The 20,525-nt window shown below is 35.4% G+C and carries 12 protein-coding genes; 11 read left to right on the top strand and 1 reads right to left on the bottom strand.

Translation table 11 applies throughout. From position 1 onward, the window contains the following. The first annotated feature begins 30 nt into the window (after positions 1–30). The 9 genes from ABJF52_RS02525 to ABJF52_RS02485 all read left to right on the top strand — a co-directional run bounded on the left by ABJF52_RS02525 (position 31) and on the right by ABJF52_RS02485 (position 12,674). Positions 31–1,368: a cytochrome c3 family protein gene (locus ABJF52_RS02525; protein ID WP_348145829.1), complete on the top strand. Its 1,338-nt coding sequence runs from the start codon at positions 31–33 to the stop codon at positions 1,366–1,368. A 33-nt stretch (positions 1,369–1,401) separates the two neighbouring features. Beyond that, complete coding sequence (locus ABJF52_RS02520) at positions 1,402–4,563, top strand: TAT-variant-translocated molybdopterin oxidoreductase (RefSeq protein ID WP_348145827.1); 3,162 nt, start codon at positions 1,402–1,404, stop codon at positions 4,561–4,563. Between the two features lie 34 nt (positions 4,564–4,597). Next, entirely contained in the window at positions 4,598–6,349 is a 1,752-nt protein-coding gene (gene nrfD / locus ABJF52_RS02515) for an NrfD/PsrC family molybdoenzyme membrane anchor subunit (protein ID WP_348145824.1), read from the top strand. Between the two features lie 2 nt (positions 6,350–6,351). Next, the gene (locus ABJF52_RS02510) at positions 6,352–6,882 is read left to right on the top strand and encodes a DUF3341 domain-containing protein (RefSeq protein ID WP_348145821.1); all 531 of its coding nucleotides are present in this window, start codon (positions 6,352–6,354) and stop codon (positions 6,880–6,882) included. A gap of 1 nt (position 6,883) precedes the next feature. Next, positions 6,884–7,444 carry a cytochrome c gene (locus ABJF52_RS02505; RefSeq protein WP_348145819.1) on the top strand — a complete coding sequence of 187 codons (561 nt, stop codon included), beginning with the start codon at positions 6,884–6,886 and terminating at the stop codon, positions 7,442–7,444. Between the two features lie 18 nt (positions 7,445–7,462). Then, positions 7,463–8,779: a quinol:cytochrome C oxidoreductase gene (locus ABJF52_RS02500; RefSeq protein WP_348145816.1), complete on the top strand. Its 1,317-nt coding sequence runs from the start codon at positions 7,463–7,465 to the stop codon at positions 8,777–8,779. A 26-nt stretch (positions 8,780–8,805) separates the two neighbouring features. Beyond that, entirely contained in the window at positions 8,806–9,861 is a 1,056-nt protein-coding gene (locus ABJF52_RS02495; RefSeq protein WP_348145813.1) for a cytochrome c oxidase subunit II, read from the top strand. A 38-nt stretch (positions 9,862–9,899) separates the two neighbouring features. Then, positions 9,900–11,723, top strand: coding sequence for a cbb3-type cytochrome c oxidase subunit I (locus ABJF52_RS02490; protein WP_348145810.1), 1,824 nt, complete (start codon positions 9,900–9,902; stop codon positions 11,721–11,723). Positions 11,724–11,849: 126 nt separating this feature from the next. After that, entirely contained in the window at positions 11,850–12,674 is an 825-nt protein-coding gene (locus ABJF52_RS02485) for a DUF2807 domain-containing protein (protein WP_348145807.1), read from the top strand. Positions 12,675–12,691: 17 nt separating this feature from the next. Here ABJF52_RS02485 and ABJF52_RS02480 read toward each other — a convergent pair whose 3' ends face one another. Continuing rightward, positions 12,692–14,956 (bottom strand): acyl-CoA dehydrogenase, encoded by a 2,265-nt coding sequence (locus ABJF52_RS02480; protein ID WP_348145804.1) that lies wholly within the window; start codon positions 14,954–14,956, stop codon positions 12,692–12,694. Positions 14,957–15,045: 89 nt separating this feature from the next. On the opposite strand from ABJF52_RS02480, the gene ruvB reads away from it, so the two are divergent. After that, a complete protein-coding gene (gene ruvB / locus ABJF52_RS02475; RefSeq protein WP_348145802.1) occupies positions 15,046–16,068 on the top strand; it encodes a Holliday junction branch migration DNA helicase RuvB in 1,023 nt (340 codons plus the stop codon). A 183-nt stretch (positions 16,069–16,251) separates the two neighbouring features. Beyond that, on the top strand, positions 16,252–20,346 hold the full coding sequence (locus ABJF52_RS02470) for a two-component regulator propeller domain-containing protein (RefSeq protein WP_348145800.1): 4,095 nt from the start codon (positions 16,252–16,254) through the stop codon (positions 20,344–20,346). Positions 20,347–20,525: the final 179 nt, after the last annotated feature.

The raw sequence follows: 20,525 nt of genomic DNA, 5'->3' as shown, positions 1-20,525 counted from the left end.
TGCCAAGATTCCGAAAGCAATTTAATTAATATGAAAAAGGTTCATTACCGAAATCAGTTTTCTAGAGTTTTCAGTGTAAGTGCAGTATTTTTCTTACTTTTTTCCTTATCACTTTTTGCTCAAGAAGAGGGCGCTACTGGTGGTGATGCAGTAAAGGGGAAGCAATTATTTAATCAAAATTGTGCGGCATGTCATGCTTTGGATAGAAAAATGACGGGTCCTGCATTGGCTAAAGTGGCTTCTAGATTAGCAGAAGATGAAGGCTTAGATACGGAGTGGTTGTATGCTTGGGTTAAAAACAGTCCAGGTGTGATAGCCTCAGGTGATGCGTATGCGAATAAGGTGTATGCTGAGTATAATCAGGCAGCGATGACTGCTTTTCCAACTTTGAGTAATGAAGATATAGATCACATTTTGGCATATACAGCTGCTGAGCCTGCAACGCCGCCTCCGGCTGCTGCTGGAGCTGCTGGTGAAGTTGTGTCACAAGGTGGTACAGGAGGTATTTCTAATGAAGTAATATTGGGTGCGCTTGCATTGGTGTTTGGTTTGTTGGTGGTAATGCTTCTTTTGGTTAATAAAACTTTGCAGCGTATTGCTGCTGCAAACGGAGTTGAGCTGGTTGAAGAGAAGGAGAAGCGATTACCTTTATGGAAGGCTTTTGTAGAAAATCAATTTTTAATTCTTGTTACAGTGATATTGTTGTTATTGTCGGGTGCTTATTTTGCATACGGCTATGTTATGCAAGTTGGAGTTGATCAAGGTTATGCGCCGATACAGCCTATTCATTTTTCTCATAAAATTCATGCTGGTGATAATAAGATAGAGTGTAAGTATTGTCACTCATCTGCACGAGTTTCTAAGACTTCTGGAATTCCTTCGCTAAATGTTTGTATGAATTGTCATAAGTCGATATATGAATATAAAGGTAATCCTGAAGGACCAAGTAAAGATGATTTGGCAAATGGATATACTAATGAATTTTACACCAAACAGATAAAAGAACTTTACAAAGCTGTTGGTTGGGATGAGGAAAATCAAAAATACACAGGTGAAAGTAAACCGGTAAAGTGGGTGCGTGTACATAATTTACCAGATTTTGCATATTTCAATCACTCGCAGCATGTTACAGTTGCAGGTGTTGAGTGTCAAACTTGTCATGGTCCAGTAGAAGAAATGGAAATTGTTGAGCAATTTTCGCCTTTAACTATGGGGTGGTGTATTAATTGTCACCGTGAAACCAATGTTAAGGTAGAGGGTAATGAGTATTACGCTAAAATTCACGAAGAGCTTTCAAAGAAGTACGGAGTTGAGAAATTGACTGCTGCTCAAATGGGTGGTTTGGAATGTGGAAAGTGTCATTATTAAACAAGAATTAAGTAGCTAATTACAGATATAAGTATGGCATCAAACAAAAAATATTGGAAAAACGAAGCGGAATTAAATCCGAACGATTCCATTGTTGAGACGCTAAAACAGAACGAATTTGTTCAAGAAATACCTATTGATGAATTTTTGGGCGACAAAGAAATTTTGTCTGAAACTTCAACGAATAGAAGAGATTTTTTGAAATATGTTGGTTTCAGTACTGCGGCGGCATCTATAGCTGCCTGTGAAGGGCCGGTTATAAAATCTATTCCTTATGTTGTTCAGCCGGAAAACATAGTTCCTGGTGTTGCTAACTATTATGCGACTACTATAGCTGATGGATTTGATTTTGCTAGTATTTTAGTAAAGACTAGAGAAGGTAGACCAATTAAAATTGAGAATAATAATGAGGCAAAAGTTGCTGGTTCTGGTAACGCTAGAGTGCAAGCATCGGTTTTGTCTTTATATGATAGTAAAAGATTACAAGGACCTGTTGCAAATGGTGAGCCAACAGAGTGGGCTACGCTTGATGCGGCTGTAAAAGCTAAATTGGGTTCTTTGAAGAGTTCTGGAAAGCAAATTGCGTTGTTAACGCAAACTTATGCTAGTCCTTCTACTTCAAAATTAATTGAAGAGTTTAAAGCGGCTTATGGAAATGTAAATCATGTAACTTATGATGCGGTTTCTGAAGATGCAGCTCTTTCAGCATTTGAAGCTAATTATGGTGAGCGTGCCTTGGCTGATTATGATTTTGAAAAGGCAAATGTTATTGTTTCATTTGGTGCTGATATTTTAGGAGATTGGCAAGGTGGTGGCTATGATGCAGGATATGCTAAAGGTCGGGTTCCTAAAAATGGAAAAATGTCTAAGCATGTACAGTTTGAGGCAAATATGTCTTTAGCTGGTGCTAATGCTGATAAGCGTGTTCCTTTAACGCCATCGCAACAGATGATTGCTTTAGCAAAATTATACGCTAAATTAAATGGAACTTCCGCGGGAGGTGAATTACCTGAAAATGTAGAAAAGGCGATTGATGAAACTGCAGCTCTTATTCGCAAGGATATGAGTGGTTCTGTTGTTGTTTCTGGTATTGATGATGTTAATGTGCAAACTGTAGTACTTGCGATTAATGAGATGTTGGGAAGTAAAGCCTTTGATGCTAAATCTCCAAGATATACCCGTCAAGGAAATAGTGCGGCCTTAAGTACGTTGATTTCGTCTATGAAATCGGGAAATGTGGGTGCGTTAATAATGGATGGGGTTAATCCAATGTATACCTTGCCGAATGCTGCCGACTTCAAAGAAGGTCTTGATAATGTTGGTCTTTCTGTTGTTTTTTCAACAAGTTGGAATGAAACTACAGAAGTAACTCAATATACAGCGGCTTCTAATCATTATTTAGAATCTTGGGGTGATGCGCAATTGAAAAAAGGGCATTATAGTTTAATGCAACCTACGATAACTGAATTGTTTGATACTAGGCAATTTCAATCTACCTTGTTGAATTGGATGGGTAGTGATTTAAGTTATTACGATTTTATTAAAGAAACCTGGTCGGCTTCAGTTTTAGCTGGTAGTGATTGGGGGAGAGCATTGCAAGCTGGTGTATTTGTGCCTGCTGATGCTATTGGTGAGAGTGTTTCTGAAGATGCTGATCCAGTAAATACAATAGTTGATGCTGCTGATAAAGAAGTGGCTGTTGAAGGTTTGGAGGGTGTTGAGGAGGTAGTCTCTGTTTCGATAGCTTCTGCTGTTCAGAGTTTAGCAAGTGCTAATATGGCTGGAATGGAATTGCAGTTGTATCCAAAGACCGGTATGGGTGATGGGCAACAAGCAGGTAATCCATGGTTGCAAGAGTTTCCGGATCCTATTTCAAGAGTTTCTTGGGATAATTATGTAACAGTTTCAAAAGCTGATGCTGAAAAGTTAGGATTTGTAAATGAAAATGTTGCGAATGGTGGTTTGGATGGTAGTTATGCGAAGCTAACAGTAAATGGAGTTTCGGTAAGTAATGTACCGGTGATTATTCAGCCTGGTCAAGCTGCAGGTTCTGTAGGACTTTCTTTTGGATATGGAAGAAAAGTAGGATTGAAGTCAGAAATGCAAACGGGTGTAAATGCGTACCCATTGTATCAAAATTTAAAAAATGTTCAATCGGTGACGATTGAAAAGATAGCTGGTAATCATGAGTTTGCTTGTGTACAATTGCACAATACACTTATGGGTCGCGGTGATATAATAAAAGAAACTACATTAGAGATTTTTAATACAAAAGATCATTCGGAATGGAATCATGTTCCTCAGGTGTCTTTGGATCATAATGAAGTTCCTGCAACGAGTGTTGATTTATGGGATAGTTTTGATCGTTCTATTGGACATCATTTTAATCTTTCAATAGATCTTAATGCGTGTACAGGATGTGGTGCATGTGTTATTGCATGTCATGCAGAAAATAATGTTCCTGTTGTGGGTAAAGCCGAAGTTAGAAAGTCTAGAGATATGCACTGGTTGCGTATTGATAGATACTACTCGTCAGAGGAAACTTTTGAGGAAGATAATATCAAGAAAGAAGAATTTGATGGTCTTTCTGGTGATAAAGGATCTTTAGGAGGTTTTGGAGAGTTGGAACATCCAACAGCAAATCCACAGGTAGCTTTTCAACCGGTAATGTGTCAGCATTGTAATCATGCTCCTTGTGAAACGGTTTGTCCAGTTGCTGCAACATCACACAGTAGACAAGGTCAAAACCATATGGCGTATAACAGATGTGTTGGTACTAGATATTGTGCGAACAACTGTCCTTATAAAGTAAGACGCTTTAACTGGTTCTTGTACAATAACAATGATGAGTTTGATTATCATATGAATAATGACCTAGGTAAAATGGTTGTTAATCCAGATGTTAATGTTCGTTCTAGAGGTGTTATGGAGAAATGCTCTATGTGTATTCAAATGACACAGAAGTCAATTCTTGATGCTAAAAGAGATGGTCGTCCAGTTAAAGATGATGAATTCCAAACGGCATGTTCAGCTGCTTGTAGTAGTGGAGCTATGGTTTTTGGCGATGTTAATGATCATGATAGTGAAGTAGCGAAATTAAAAGAGAGTGACCGTATGTATCACTTGTTAGAACATGTTGGAACAAAACCAAATGTGTTTTATCATGTAAAAGTGAGAAATACAAACGAAGCATAATTAAAGAATAAGCATAGTAATAATAAATTAAATTATGGCGTCGCATTACGAAGCACCAATACGTAAACCGCTAGTTCTTGGAGACAAGGGCTACCATGATGTATCTGTAGATATATCAAGGCCAGTAGAAGGTAAGGCTAACAAGCATTGGTGGATAGTTTTTTCCATTGCATTGGTGGCTTTTCTATGGGGAGTTGGATGTATTGTTTATACAGTTTCAACAGGTATAGGAACATGGGGTCTGAATAAAACCGTAGGTTGGGCCTGGGATATTACCAATTTTGTTTGGTGGGTAGGTATCGGGCATGCCGGGACCTTAATTTCTGCAGTACTTCTTTTGTTTAGACAGAAGTGGAGAATGGCTATTAACCGTTCAGCGGAGGCTATGACAATATTTTCTGTAATACAAGCAGGATTGTTCCCTGTAATACACATGGGAAGACCTTGGTTGGGCTATTGGGTGTTACCTATTCCTAATCAATTTGGATCTTTGTGGGTTAACTTTAATTCACCATTACTTTGGGATGTATTTGCGATATCTACATATTTATCTGTATCATTAGTATTCTGGTGGACAGGTTTACTTCCTGATTTTGCGATGATTCGCGATAGAGCTGTTAAGCCTTTCCAAAAGAAAATTTATAGTTTATTGAGTTTTGGTTGGACAGGCCGTGCTAAAGATTGGCAACGATTTGAAGAGGTGTCATTGGTTTTGGCAGGACTTGCTACTCCACTTGTACTTTCTGTACACACCATTGTATCTTTTGACTTTGCTACATCGGTGATTCCAGGTTGGCATACCACTATTTTCCCTCCATATTTTGTTGCTGGTGCAATTTTCTCAGGATTTGCAATGGTAAACACGCTATTAATTATAATGCGTAAAGTATGTAGTTTGGAGGCTTATATTACCGTGCAACATATAGAACTAATGAATATTGTAATCATGTTAACAGGATCCATTGTGGGTTGTGCATATATTACGGAATTATTCATGGCATGGTACTCAGGTGTAGAATATGAACAATATGCATTCTTGAATAGAGCAACTGGACCTTACTGGTGGGCATATTGGTCAATGATGACATGTAACGTGTTTTCTCCTCAATTTATGTGGTTTAAGAAATTGCGTACAAGTATTATGTTCTCATTCTTTATTTCTATTGTGGTGAACATAGGTATGTGGTTCGAGCGTTTCGTGATTATTGTTACCTCATTACATAGAGATTATCTTCCATCTTCATGGACAATGTTCTCTCCAACTTTTGTTGATATCGGAATTTTCGTAGGAACTATCGGTTTCTTCTTTGTACTATTCTTATTGTATTCAAGAACATTCCCTGTTATCGCACAAGCTGAAGTTAAATCGATATTGAAATCTTCTGGTGAGCGCTACAAGAACTTAAGAGATTCTGGTCAACCTTTATATCAAATTGAAAAAAGAGGTAAAGTAGTTGAGCCGAAAGCGGAAGTAATTACCGATGATGTTTTAATGGGTGAGTTGGTGCCAGCTAAAGATGATAAAACTGGTGTGTCTGACTTGTTAAGTTCTATAGGGACATTTGATGCGACCAAAGAAACAGCTGATGACTTGAAGAAAGTTAAAGGTATCGGTCCTCAGATGGAGAAAACACTAAACCAAATTGGCATCTATACATTTGCACAAGTTGGTAGAATGACGGAAAAGGAATATAATCTATTAGATTCTATTACTGAATCATTCCCAGGAAGGGCACAGCGTGATGATTGGGCTGGCCAAGCAAGAATTCTAAATAACAATAAATAGATATGGCATCTAAAGTTATTCAGGCATATTATAATGATGACGATGTATTAATGCATGCAGTCAAAAAAGTAAAAGCTGCCAAACATCATATAGAAGAAGTCTATTGTCCATTTCCTGTACATGGACTAGATAAAGCAATGGGACTTGCTCCAACTAGGATAGCGATAACATCTTTCATGTATGGATGTTTAGGGCTGAGTGTTGCAATTTGGATGATGAACAATATTATGATTGTTGATTGGCCTCAAGATATTGGGGGTAAGCCAAGTTTTAGTTATATCGAAAACATGCCGGCTTTTGTGCCTATCATGTTTGAATTAACCGTATTCTTTGCTGCTCACTTAATGGTTATTACTTTTTATATGAGAAGTAAATTATGGCCATTTAAAAAAGCTGAGAATCCAGATGTACGCACAACAGATGACCATTTTGTAATGGAAATTGAAGTGCACGACAATGAAAAAGAGTTAAAAGATTTATTACTCGATACAGGTGCTGTAGAGATTAATATGACTGAGAAAAACCTTCATTAATATGAACAGTTTTAGCAAAATAGTAAGCGTATTTGCACTGATTTGGATGGTGTCTTCGTGTAAAAGCGATAATGCTCCTAATTATCAGTATTTTCCAAATATGTATGTTCCCGTGGGCTATGAGGCATACGGTGAGGCCGGTATTTTACCAAATGGACAAGAAGCAATGGTTCCACCAGCCAATACAATTTCAAGAGGTTGGTTGCCATATGGTAATGAGAATACCCCGGAAGGAAAAGAGATAGCTAGATTAATGGAAAGTCCTTTAGATTCTTTAAAAATGGATGAAAATCTTGCAGAGGGTCAAAAGTTATATGCTATTTATTGTGCGATTTGTCATGGTAATAAAGGTGATGGGCAAGGTAATCTTGTGAAACGCGAGAAAATATTAGGTGTGCCTAGTTATGCAGATGCCGCCAGAAATATTACAGTAGGTACAAGTTATCATACTATTCATTACGGATTGAACTCAATGGGTTCTTATGCCGCACAAATGAATACAAAAGAAATGTGGCAAGTTTCAGAATATGTAGTGAAACTGAAACAAGATTTAACAAAATAATACATTAGCATACAAGATATGTACACATTTTCAAATCGATTAAAAATAGGTTCTTTTATTATGATGGCTGTTGGGGCTTTATTCATAATAACAGGTTTTCTTTCTGCGCCTAGTACAGTTGAAGAAGCTAAGGCTATTGTTGCAAGTCATGATGATGGTGATGGTTCAGCACATGGTGAAGAAGTAGCTCATGCTGCTGAAGGTCATGGCGAAACGGCTCATCACGATTCAGCTCATGATGAACATACATTAGCACAATTAAAGAATAGACCATGGTCAGCATTGTATGTGGCGGCGTTCTTTTTCTTTATGATAGCTTTGGGTGCATTGGCTTTTTATGCTATACAACGAGCAGCACAGGCTGGTTGGTCGCCCTTATTGTTCAGAGTAATGGAGGGTGTGACTTCATATTTGGTGCCTGGGGGAATAATCGTATTTGTGATATTAGCAATGTCTGTTGCGCACATGAATCATCTATTTGTTTGGATGGATCCAGAAGTGGTTGCACATGATGAATTACTACAAGGTAAATCTGGGTTCTTAAACCCTTATTTCTTCCTGCTTAGAGCAGCGATATTCTTGGGTGGTTGGATTTTTTATCGAGAATATTCTAGAAAATTATCTTTACGTCAAGATGAATCAGATGATGATTCTAATTTTAAATTGAATTTTAGATGGTCTGCTGGATTTCTAGTTTTCTATTTAGTGTCAGAATCAATGATGTCTTGGGATTGGATTATGAGTGTTGATCCGCACTGGTTTAGTACTTTATTTGGCTGGTACATTTTTGCAAGTATGTTTGTGTCGGGTATTACTACAATAGCAATGGTAACAGTTTATTTAAAGTCTAGAGGATATTTGCCAGATGTAAATGATAGCCATATTCACGATTTAGCAAAATTCATGTTCGGTATCAGTATTTTTTGGACATACCTTTGGTTTTCACAGTTTATGTTAATCTGGTACGCTAATATTCCTGAAGAAGTAACATACTACGTTACTAGAATAGAAAATTACAAATTACCTTTTTTCGGTATGATTGCAATGAACTTCTTGTTCCCTGTATTATTGCTAATGAATAGTGATTTTAAGCGAATGAATTGGTTCGTGTGTATGACGGGTATCGTTATTTTAGCAGGTCATTATATGGATATTTACAACGCTATTATGCCTGCTACTGTGGGAGTACATTGGGGAATTGGTATCCCAGAATTAGGAGGTATATTATTTTTTGCTGGATTGTTTTTATTCTGGGTATTTAGAGCACTTACAAACGCTCCATTGCAACCTAAGCGCAATCCGTTTATTGAGGAAAGTAGACATTTTCATTATTAGTTTTTAAGATATAATTAGGTCATACGATGAATACATTTTTGATTTTAATTGTTTTGGTTTTAGTAGCTATTGCTGTTTGGCAAATGGCCAAAATATTTGAGCTTTCACAAACCAATTCAAGTAATAGTGAAGTTGCTACTGACAAAGACAACAAATACAATGGGTATTTGATGTTTGCCTTTTTGATATTTATTTACGGTATCACAATTTTCAGTTTTTGGAAGTATTCCAAAATGCTTTTACCAGAGGCGGCTTCAGCACATGGAGGCGAATACGATTTGTTAATGCTAATTTCGTTCGTTTTAATTTTTATTGTGCAAACGATAACCCAAGCTTTATTACACTATTTTGCGTACAAGTATAGAGGCGAAGAAGGTAAGAAGGCATTATATTTTGCTGATAACGACAAACTGGAATTTATTTGGACAATTATTCCAACGATAGTTTTAGCTGGATTAATTATTTGGGGTCTTTATACATGGACAGTAATTACTGATATAAATGATGAAGATGATCCGCTTATAGTTGAATTATATGCACAGCAGTTTAATTGGACGGCACGTTATGCAGGTGATGATAATGTATTAGGTGATTCCAATGTTAGACTGATTGACATTGATAAAGCTAATATATTGGGTATTGATGAAGGGGATACTTATGGAAGCGATGATGTAATTGTTAAAGAATTACATCTACCTGTAGGTCGTAAGGTGAACTTTAAAATGCGTTCGCAAGATGTTTTACATTCAGCATATATGCCACATTTTAGAGCACAAATGAATTGCGTGCCAGGTATGATTACAGAATTTTCTTTTACACCAATAAAAACTACAGCGGAAATGAGACAAGATCCAGACGTTGTAGAAAAAGTAAAAAGAACCAATAAAATTAGAGCTGAGAAAGCTGCTAATGGTGTACCCAATTCTGATCCTTGGGAGTATGATTATCTTTTAATTTGCAATAAAATTTGTGGTAAATCACATTACAATATGCAAATGAAAATCATTGTTGAATCTGAAGAAGATTTCAATAAGTGGTTAGCCGATCAAAAGACATTTGGTCAAAGTATGGCGGCTAATTAATAAAAAACATTAAGACAAAAAATTATAAATAACTGATTATGTCAGAATTAGGACACGGACACGAGGACGAACATGGAGATGATCACGGACATCACCATAAACAGACCTTTATAACCAAATACATCTTTACTCAGGATCATAAGATGATCTCTAAGCAGTATTTGATTACTGGCCTTATCATGGGTTTCATTGGTATTAGCATGTCATTGTTATTTAGAATGCAACTAGCATGGCCGGGGGAAACTTTTGGAATTTTCGAGGCTGTATTGGGGAAATGGGCGCCTGATGGTGTTATGGATGCGGATGTTTATTTAGCGTTGGTAACGATACATGGTACACTAATGGTATTTTTTGTACTTACTCAAGGATTGAGTGGTACTTTTAGTAACTTATTAATTCCGTTGCAGATTGGAGCCAGAGATATGGCTTCAGGATTTATGAACATGGTTTCATATTGGTTGTTCTTTTTGTCATCCGTAATAATGATTTCTTCATTATTTGTAGAGTCGGGACCTGCCGCAGCTGGATGGACGGTTTATCCTCCGCTTAGTGCACTTCCAATGGCACAAGCAGGATCAGGACTAGGAATGACCCTTTGGTTAGTTTCGATGACTATTTTTATTGCATCTTCGTTATTAGGTTCATTGAATTACGTTGTAACAGTATTAAACCTGCGTACAAAAGGAATGACCATGACTAGATTGCCTTTAACGATATGGGCATTTTTTGTAACTGCGATAATAGGTATTATATCATTCCCAGTACTTCTTTCTGCTGGTTTGTTGTTATTGATGGATAGAAGCTTTGGTACTTCTTTTTTCTTGTCAGATATTTTTATACAAGGTGAGGTATTACATTATCAGGGCGGTTCTCCAGTTTTATATGAACACTTATTTTGGTTTTTAGGACACCCTGAAGTTTATATTGTTATTCTACCTGCAATGGGTATAGTTTCTGAAGTAATGGCTGTTAATGCACGTAAACCAATTTTTGGTTACCGCGCAATGATTGCTTCAATATTAGCTATTGCCTTTTTATCAACCATAGTTTGGGGACACCATATGTTCCTTTCAGGTATGAATCCATTTTTAGGTTCAGTATTTACTTTTACTACTTTACTTATAGCAATACCATCTGCAGTAAAATCTTTTAACTGGATAACGACTTTATGGAAGGGTAACTTGCAACTTAATCCAGCAATGTTATTTTCAATAGGCATGGTTTCCACATTTATTACTGGAGGACTAACAGGTATAATTCTAGGAGATAGTACTTTGGATATAAATGTTCATGATACATATTTCGTTGTGGCTCACTTCCACTTAGTAATGGGTATTTCTGCACTTTATGGTATGTTTGCCGGTATTTATCATTGGTACCCAAAAATGTTTGAAGGTAAAATGATGAATAAAAATATGGGGTATATTCATTTTTGGATTACCGCAGTAGGTTCTTACGGTATATTCTTCCCAATGCATTTTGTTGGTATGGCAGGTGTACCACGTAGATATTATGAAAATACAGCTTTTCCAATGTTTGATGAGTTGACTGATGTTCAGGTTTTAATGACCGTTTTTGCTTTAATTACTGCAGGAGCTCAGCTTATTTTCGCTTTCAACTTTGTACGTAGTATATTCTACGGAAAAGTAGGACCTAAGAATCCATGGAAAGCAACTACTTTAGAATGGACAACTGAATTAAAACATATTCATGGCAACTGGGATGGTCCAATACCACATGTACATCGTTGGTCTTATGACTATAGTAAAACCGATGACAATGGAGAATATATTATTCCAGGTCAAGATTTTGTACCACAAACGGTTCCAATGAAGGATGGTGAAGAACAGCTGCATCATTAAATAATAAAATAATACTATTGAACCCTGACTCTCGATAAAAGATTCAGGGTTTTTTTATGGCATAATTTTAGTAGGTTGGTGTTATGTCACTTTTTATGATATCTTTAAAAAAGAAAGAACACAAAAATGAAAAATCTCATAATATTAGTTTCCCTAGTTTTTTGTTTCCAAGGCTTTTCACAACGAAAACCAAAAATAAAGGGTAATCGTAATGTGGTAATAGTTGAAGATGTATTACCAGATTTTAGTGCTGTTGAATTAAAAGATGATCTTGATATTTCTTTAGAACAATCCGACGAGCCAGGTTATTTTATAGAAGCAGATGATAACCTTATTGATATTTTGAAATTTAAGGTTACCGGAAATACACTTGAAATAAGTTGTTTTTACAAAGTTACTGCTAGTAAAAAGTTTAATATCATTATTCGATTTCGTGATTTAAATGGAATAACGTTACGTGAGGGAAAACTTGTGATAAAAGAGAAGATTACCGTTCCTGATGATTTGCAACTAGAAACATACAATTCCTCAAAATTAGAAATGCTTGCCAGTGCAGCTGTAGTGGATATTAATATGGAAGGTAATAGTTCTGCTGAATTAAATATTGAAGCGGATTCAATTAATATAAATCTAAAAGATAGGATAGATGCACGCATTTATGCAGTAACTGAAACTAATTTAATTGAGATGCGTAAGAATGCTTCTGTTCGTATGGAGGGCAGTTCGGATATGCTTAATGTGAACCTTTTTGATAATGCTAATTTTAAGGGTTCGCGACTGGAGGCATCTGATGTTGTTTTAAATTTGGAGAGTTCAACAAATGCTGATATTAATGCTATGTCCACTTTTGAGTTGAATTCACGTGGTACTGCAAAAACTCATTTATATGGAAATTCAACGATATCAATCGTGCAGTTTCTCGATAAGTCGCAATTACATAAGGAAAATTAAATGTATTCAGTTTTTAATTAGTTAGCAATAGGCGCACTCATACAATGATCCGGTATGCCGAAACCATCGACTAATACACCTATATGCGGTCTTAATTCAGTACACAGACGTTCAACTCTTTGTCGAATAGCTTTTGATTTAGTACCTCCTAAATATCCTTGTTCTAAGAACCATTCTGAATCATTTCGTATTTCTTGTAATGCAAACAAGGTCCCTAATTTTATAAACAGTGCTTTATTTTTTGAGTCTTCAATTGTGTCTACATAGTCGCAATAAGTATTGTAAGCGAGTTCAGTACTGTAGGCTTTGCCTAATGCAATAACATGTGTTTGTACTTTCATAAAGGCCTGATAAGACGGCACACCTTTTTTTATGTACCCTCTAATCCTCATGGCTAAGGTATAGGTCAATCTTTTTGTTCTGAAATTAAATGCATGCTTGTGAAATTTAAGATTATACAAATGATCTTTATCTACTTTATTAGTATAAACAGGATTTATTGTTGTTAATTTATCTCCAATCTGTATTCCTAATATTTTCAATACTGATGTAAAACCAGCGCTATTAAATTCTGATTTAAAATCGGATAATACGCCTTTAGCTGCCAATTGTAATAAAACAGTATTATCCCCTTCAAATGTGGTAAAAATATCTACATCACCTTTCAAGTCGGCTATTCTATTTTCAATTAAATAGCCTTTCCCGCCACATGCTTCTCTACATTCTTGTATAGCATCATTGGCGTACCACGTAATAATAGATTTTAGTCCTGCAACTTGCGTTTCAACTTTGCGTTTATCTGGCTGTGTATCATCACAATAAATGGCCATCATTTTATCTAAACTAAAATGATAAACATAAGCGCTTGCAACTAGTGGTGTTAATCGTAATTGATGTGATGGATAATCCATCAATAAATCTTCTTGAATTTTAATACTGTCATTAAATTGTCTTCTTTTAAGTGCATGTTTTACCGCAATAGCTAAAGCCATTTTTGCTCCGCCTAATCCTGCTCTTGCGACACAGATTCTTCCACCTACCAAGGTCCCAAGCATAGTAAAAAATCGCTTGTTTGGATTTTTAATTTCTGAAAAATAACTACCATCAGATTTAATATCACCATACTTATTTAGTAGATTTTCACGAGGTACAACTACTTGGTTAAACCAAATTTTGCCATTATCAACTCCGTTTAAACCTAATTTGTATCCATTATCTTCAATAGTTATTCCCGGCAGCACATTATGGTTTTCATCTCGTAACGGAACTAAAATAGCATGTACACCTTCATTTTTACCATCTACAATTAGTTGCGCAAATACTGAAGCCATTTTTGAATGTAAAGCATTGCCGATATATTCTTTATTATCATTTTTTCCTGGAGTATGTATGATGATACTGTCGGTAGCCTTATCGTAAGTTGCTGTAGTCTTTATACCACGAACATTAGATCCATGTCCTGTTTCTGTCATTGCAAAACAGCCTAATAATGCTGCTGTGCCAGCATCCGATAAGTATAAATCATGATGTTTTTTTGTTCCTAATTTCTGAATACTCCCTCCAAATAGTCCGACTTGTACCCCAAATTTAATTGTAAGACTTCCGTCTACATACATCATATTTTCAAACATATATGCGTAGCCTTCCATATCACCACTGCCGCCATATTCCTTTGGGTAGGCCATAGCACCATAGCCTTTAGAAGCTAAAAATTTAACCTGGTTTAAAACTACTTCTCGAAACTCTTCTTTGTTACGATATACTTCCCAATTAAAAATATCATCTTTTAACACTGCTCTAAATTCATCGACCACCTTTGCATGTTTTCCTTTTAATAAAATGTCAATTTCATTAGCATCGTAAAAATCCGAAGTGCTTTCATGAATAACTTCCACATCAAAAAGGTGATTATAATGATTAGGTTGAATCCCTAAATTAATTTCTATGTCTTTTAAACTATCATTAAATGGACAACTCTGATGATATTCGCAAACTACCTTTTGGCTGAATGTAGTTAATGGATATGTTTCATTTTCAATAAGTTTTACATTAGAATTAGAAACAATATGATTCCAATTCTTCAATTCATCATCAATAGGCGGTTTGTTAGGGTTTAACCATGATAACAGCTGTTTTTTATCTTCTTTCAAAAGGCTGTCATCATCTGAAATAGCTTTTTCAACTACATTTAATTCAGAGGTTGTTACTAAGTTGTCAGACCATATTACATAGAAGAAAGGGATGTATTGAAGAACTCCAGAGGTATATTTTGTATTTTGCATAAGCTGAAATTACGAATTTCTAATGAAAATTTACCGAAGTGATAATGGGATTGAAAGTAGTTTAAGGTCGTTTAATTATCTTTGAGAATATGAATGAGAATTTAGATCCTTCGAGCGATAATTTTTCACAAGCAGAACTTGATGTTGAAAGAGCATTACGTCCGGTTTCTTTTGATGACTTTACAGGACAGGCTCAAGTACTTGAAAATCTTAAGGTATTTGTAGCCGCGGCAAACCAACGTAATGAAGCTTTGGATCATACCTTATTTCATGGTCCTCCAGGTTTGGGAAAAACCACTTTAGCTCATATTTTAGCCAATGAACTCGGGGTAGGCATAAAAGTAACTTCGGGTCCTGTATTGGATAAACCTGGTGATTTGGCTGGGCTCTTGACGAATTTAGATGATAGAGATGTTCTTTTTATTGACGAGATTCATCGTTTAAGCCCCATAGTAGAGGAGTATTTGTATTCAGCTATGGAGGATTATAAAATTGATATAATGATTGAGACAGGGCCTAATGCACGTTCTGTACAAATAAATTTAAATCCGTTCACTTTAATTGGAGCCACCACAAGATCGGGACTTTTAACTGCTCCAATGCGTGCGCGTTTCGGAATACAAAGTAGGTTGCAATATTACGATACCGAATTACTTTCAACCATAGTACAACGAAGTTCCGATATTTTAAATGTTCCAATTACTAATGAAGCCTCCATAGAAATTGCAGGTCGCAGTAGAGGAACTCCAAGAATATGTAATGCACTTTTAAGGCGCGTAAGAGATTTTGCCCAAATAAAGGGCAATGGTGATATTGATATGGAAATCTCAAAATATAGCCTAAAAGCTTTAAATGTAGACGCACATGGATTAGACGAAATGGATAATAAGATATTAATTACTATTATCGATAAGTTTAAAGGCGGTCCAGTTGGTATTACTACATTGGCAACTGCGGTCTCTGAAAGTGCAGAAACGATAGAGGAGGTTTACGAACCATTTTTAATTCAGCAAGGTTTTATTATGCGTACGCCACGTGGAAGAGAAGTTACCGAGTTAGCTTACAAACATTTGGGTAGAGTTAAAGGAGGTACGCAACCAGGTCTTTTTTAAGCAAACTTCTAACTAACTGCTTTATCATCTGTTGAAATAAAATAATTTACACAGCTGTTGTGTAAATTAATTAACTTTTATTACATTAAACCCATACATGCGATTTATGCCGTATTTATGCTGATTCCCCTATATGCTAGCACAAATGTGCTTTTCGATTCATGTTAAAAAACGAAAGCATTTATGGGTTCAATATCTAAATATGAGTTTTGTACTCTTCTTTATACAAAAGATGTTGTAAAGGTTATCCTGCTTTTTGTTGCAATTATACTTCCAAGTCAAATTCTTTTCGCTCAAGAAAATCTACGCATAAAATATTATTCGCTAGATGATGGATTATCTCAAGTGTCAATAAATGATATGTTACAAGATAGTCTTGGGTTTGTTTGGATCGCCACTCAAAATGGAGTAAATCGCTTCGATGGCCAAGAATTTAGACACTACAGATATAAAGAATCTGATACCACCACCATTTCAGGTAATCTTACCAATAAATTGGTGCAGGATACTGCCGGCAATATTTGGGTTGGTACTATTGGTAATGGGCTTAGTTACTATAACCCGAATTTAGATAATTTTGAAAGGATAAGGCTCGAAAATTCAGATAGCAATTCAGAAGTTATTTCGGCTTTAGTAAATGATTCCAGCGGAGCTATTTGGGCTGCATCACGCATTAGTGGATTACATAAATTGACTAGAGCAAATGATGATTCCTTTTTTCAAGACAATTATTTTGAGAATAAGCCGATTAGTGCTCTTTCATTGGATAGCAAACAAAATTTGTGGGTTGGGACTCCCAAAGGTGAAATATATCAATTTGATCTTGGAGAGGAAATTCATGAACAAGAAACGCCATTTGTAAAAGCGGTAGGTCATTTACAGGCGTTCTATCATACAGAGAAATCGCTTTTAATTGGGAGTGACTATGGTCTTTTTATATACAATCTAGAAAAAAAAGAAGTAAAATCTTTTAATTTGGGAGCAATAGAAAGTTCTCCGACACGACATGTAGTTTCCTTTTTAAAACAAGATGAACATAGTGTATGGGTAGGTACTGGTAGTGGGCTTTATCTTTTTGATTGGAAAGAAGAAAAAGTAATTTCTAGAATTTTGAACGAGGGTGATAATGGTATTAGTAATAATACCGTGCAATCATTGTTACGAATTTCGGACAACAAAATATTTGTGGGAACAGCTAATTTTCTAAACCTATTAGATTTTTCGAAGCCATATTTTCAAAATTTATCTAAAAACTTACGCGGCTCACATGTACTTAACGATAATGTTATTTTTTCAATATTAAAAAATAAGAACGACTTATGGGTGGGTACCTCAGATGGGGGTCTTAATTTAATTAGAAATGGTAAATCGTATTATTTTAAGGATAATCAAAATGAAACCAATAGTATATCTGGGTCCGTAATTAGAGCAATAGCCCATGATAGTACTAATGACAGGTTATGGTTGGCAACAACTCGAGGTTTAAATTTAATTAATCTCAAAACTTTTGACCCTGAGAATCCCGAGTTTGTTTCATTCTTTTTTAATCCAGAAAACAACAATTCAATAAGTGGGAATTTTATGAAAGACTTGGTGCTGGATGAAAAGAACAACGTTTGGGGTGTTACCTATGGGCAGGGTATTTTCCGTTTAGAATTTGTAAGCAAGGATGAGTATAGAATTGTGAGATATCAAAATGATAAGAAAAATCAAAATTCCCTCCCAGATGATTTTGTTCATTGTATAAGGGTTGATGACGCTAATAGAATATGGATTGGAACACAAGGAGGATTATCACTTTTAGAATTTAAGGACGAATACTATAAAACCCCAATTTTTACCAATTATTCTCACGATGTAAAAGACAGTACATCCTTATCGCATAATTCGGTGTATGATATTTTAATTGATAGTGAAGAAAGAGTCTGGGCGGGTACGCGTTATGGTTTTAATTTATTACTGCAAAATAATAAGTTTCAATCTTGGACCGAACAACCGCAATTTACAGATGCCATAGTGTATACCATACAAGATGATTTAAATGGTAATCTATGGATAGGAACTAATGATGGTCTCGTAATGTTTAATCCTAATGAGAATGAATTTCAACAATACAATGTAGCTGATGGTATTCAAAGTAAAGAGTTTGATATTCATGCTAAATTCAGAGATAAAGATGGTACGCTATACTTAGGAGGTATTGGAGGAGTAACTTATTTTAATCCAAAAGATTTTGAAGGAATAGATGTAGGTAAGCCACTTTATTTTACAGAACTTAAGGTTAAAGACAAAGTTTTAAGCCCAGAGTCCAACAATTCAATCCTTAAGAAAAACATACTTAATACGAACGAATTGGAGTTTAGTCAAAATCAATTTCCTTTTTATCTTCAATTTTCATCTATTGATTTTCGTTTAAGCAAACAGGTGGAATATGGATATAAACTGTTGCCTGGGAATCAAGAGTGGAATAAAATTAAGGATCCTGAGGTTCAGTTTTTAAATCTTCCTTCAGGAAAACATACTTTAGTTATTAATGGATTTTCAAGAGGTTTAGAATGGAATCAAGAACCATTGAAAATGAATTTGACGATTCTTCCACCTTGGTGGGCTACTTGGTGGGCTTATACTTCATATTTAATTTTAGGTCTAGCCTTAGCATTTTTCTTTTATCGTTTTCAAGTATCTAGAAAATTAGCCTTTGCAGAAAGCAAAAGACTCAAAGAAATAAATCAATTAAAAAATAGTCTGTATACCAATATTACCCATGAATTTAGAACGCCATTAACTGTAATTCTTGGAATGGCTGGAACGATTAAAGATAAATTGAAAGTCGAAGATTTAAAATCGATTGAAAAGCCACTTGAAATGATTGAACGTAATGGCGGAAATCTACTTCAATTGGTAAATGAAATGTTAGATCTTGCGAAATTGGAAAGTGGGAATATGGAATTGCAATTGGTGAGAACAGATGTGGTGCCGCTTATTAAATATATATGTGAAAGTTTTCAATCGTACGCCAAAGAATTGGATGTCAATTTAGTGTTGTATTCAGAATTAGATAGTTTGGTAATGGATATTGATGAACAAAAGATACAAGGTGTTATTTCAAATTTACTTTCAAATGCAATCAAGTTTTTAGGTAAAGGCGATAAAATTATAGTGCATCTTAACAAAATTTCAACGGAGGGAAAAGAAAGACTTATCATAAAGGTAAAAGACAATGGTATTGGTATTGCTAAGGATGCCATACCACATGTGTTTAATAGATTTTATCAAGCAGATGCGACAATATCAAGAACTGGTGAAGGTACTGGTATTGGACTTTCATTGGTTAAGAATTTCGTTGAATTAATGGGGGGGAGTGTTATTCCTAAAAGTGTTCTAGGTCAAGGTACAGAGTTTGTGATTAATTTACCTATAACTACAGCTGCTACACAAGTTGATTCTACTCATACACAATTGGGAATTCCAGCTAACATAAATAGTGAATTAAATGAGAGTGTTGAAACACCAATTTTTGTTAATAGTGATTTACCAATCGCATTAATTATAGAAGACAATGCTGATGTAGCTTATTTTTTAAAAATTTCATTAAAAGATAAATATCAAATACATCATGCTGAAAATGGAAGTGTTGGTGTAGAAAAAGCATTATCTATAATGCCCGATGTTATTATTTGTGATGTTATGATGCCCGTTATGGATGGTTATGCTGTGTTAAAAACCTTGAAGACCGATAAGAGAACCGACCATATTCCTATAATTATGTTGACCGCTAAAGTAACTCAGAAAGACCGGTTGGCGGGTCTTGCTTTTGGTGCTGATGCCTATTTAGCAAAGCCTTTTGAAAAAGCCGAATTATTTACAAGATTAGACCAACTTGTATTACTTCGGAAGAAAATAATTGAAAAATTTGAAGGAAATAATCTGTCAGCAATTCTAGAAGTTAAGCCCGATAATCCTAGTGCTATATTTATTAAAGAGGCAATAGAAATTATTCATGAACAAATAGAGAATTCTAATTTTGGACCAAAGCAATTGGCATTTAAATTAAATTTAAGCGAATCTCAGACATATAGAAAATTGAAATCTGTTTCGGATAAATCTACTGCAGTTTTTATACGATCTGTTCGCTTGCAAAAAGCAAAAGAAATACTTCATATAGGTGATAAATCGGTATCGCAAGTTGCATATAGTGTCGGGTTTAATGATCCATCTTGGTTTAGTCGTGCATTTAAAGAGGAATTCGGATTTACTCCAAGTGCAATTGGTAAATAATTGTAAATCAGAACATTAAAGATGTATGTGTCATCTATATGCACAAATAGTCCTATATATTATTCAACTTTCCAATATAGTTAAAGTAGTTGCTGAAATAGTAACAGCTTTTCGCTTTTTACTCCTTTAAATTGTAGTGAATTTTTGTTGTACGCTAACAATAGTGAATAGTTTCACTT

The sequence above is a fragment of the Aurantibacter sp. genome (genome assembly GCF_039941195.1).
GTDB lineage: Bacteria > Bacteroidota > Bacteroidia > Flavobacteriales > Flavobacteriaceae > Aurantibacter_A.
The sequence above is the reverse complement of the archived record's forward strand: the minus strand, read 5'-3'. Positions and strand labels throughout refer to the sequence as shown.

Coding starts and splice junctions, on each gene's coding strand:
- ABJF52_RS02480 (WP_348145804.1), bottom strand. CDS start 14,956: ATGCAAAATACAAAATATACCTCTGGAGTTCTTCAATACATCCCTTTC.
- ABJF52_RS02490 (WP_348145810.1), top strand. CDS start 9,900: ATGTCAGAATTAGGACACGGACACGAGGACGAACATGGAGATGATCAC.
- ABJF52_RS02500 (WP_348145816.1), top strand. CDS start 7,463: ATGTACACATTTTCAAATCGATTAAAAATAGGTTCTTTTATTATGATG.
- ABJF52_RS02495 (WP_348145813.1), top strand. CDS start 8,806: ATGAATACATTTTTGATTTTAATTGTTTTGGTTTTAGTAGCTATTGCT.
- ABJF52_RS02505 (WP_348145819.1), top strand. CDS start 6,884: ATGAACAGTTTTAGCAAAATAGTAAGCGTATTTGCACTGATTTGGATG.
- ABJF52_RS02485 (WP_348145807.1), top strand. CDS start 11,850: ATGAAAAATCTCATAATATTAGTTTCCCTAGTTTTTTGTTTCCAAGGC.
- nrfD (WP_348145824.1), top strand. CDS start 4,598: ATGGCGTCGCATTACGAAGCACCAATACGTAAACCGCTAGTTCTTGGA.
- ABJF52_RS02470 (WP_348145800.1), top strand. CDS start 16,252: ATGGGTTCAATATCTAAATATGAGTTTTGTACTCTTCTTTATACAAAA.
- ruvB (WP_348145802.1), top strand. CDS start 15,046: ATGAATGAGAATTTAGATCCTTCGAGCGATAATTTTTCACAAGCAGAA.
- ABJF52_RS02510 (WP_348145821.1), top strand. CDS start 6,352: ATGGCATCTAAAGTTATTCAGGCATATTATAATGATGACGATGTATTA.
- ABJF52_RS02520 (WP_348145827.1), top strand. CDS start 1,402: ATGGCATCAAACAAAAAATATTGGAAAAACGAAGCGGAATTAAATCCG.
- ABJF52_RS02525 (WP_348145829.1), top strand. CDS start 31: ATGAAAAAGGTTCATTACCGAAATCAGTTTTCTAGAGTTTTCAGTGTA.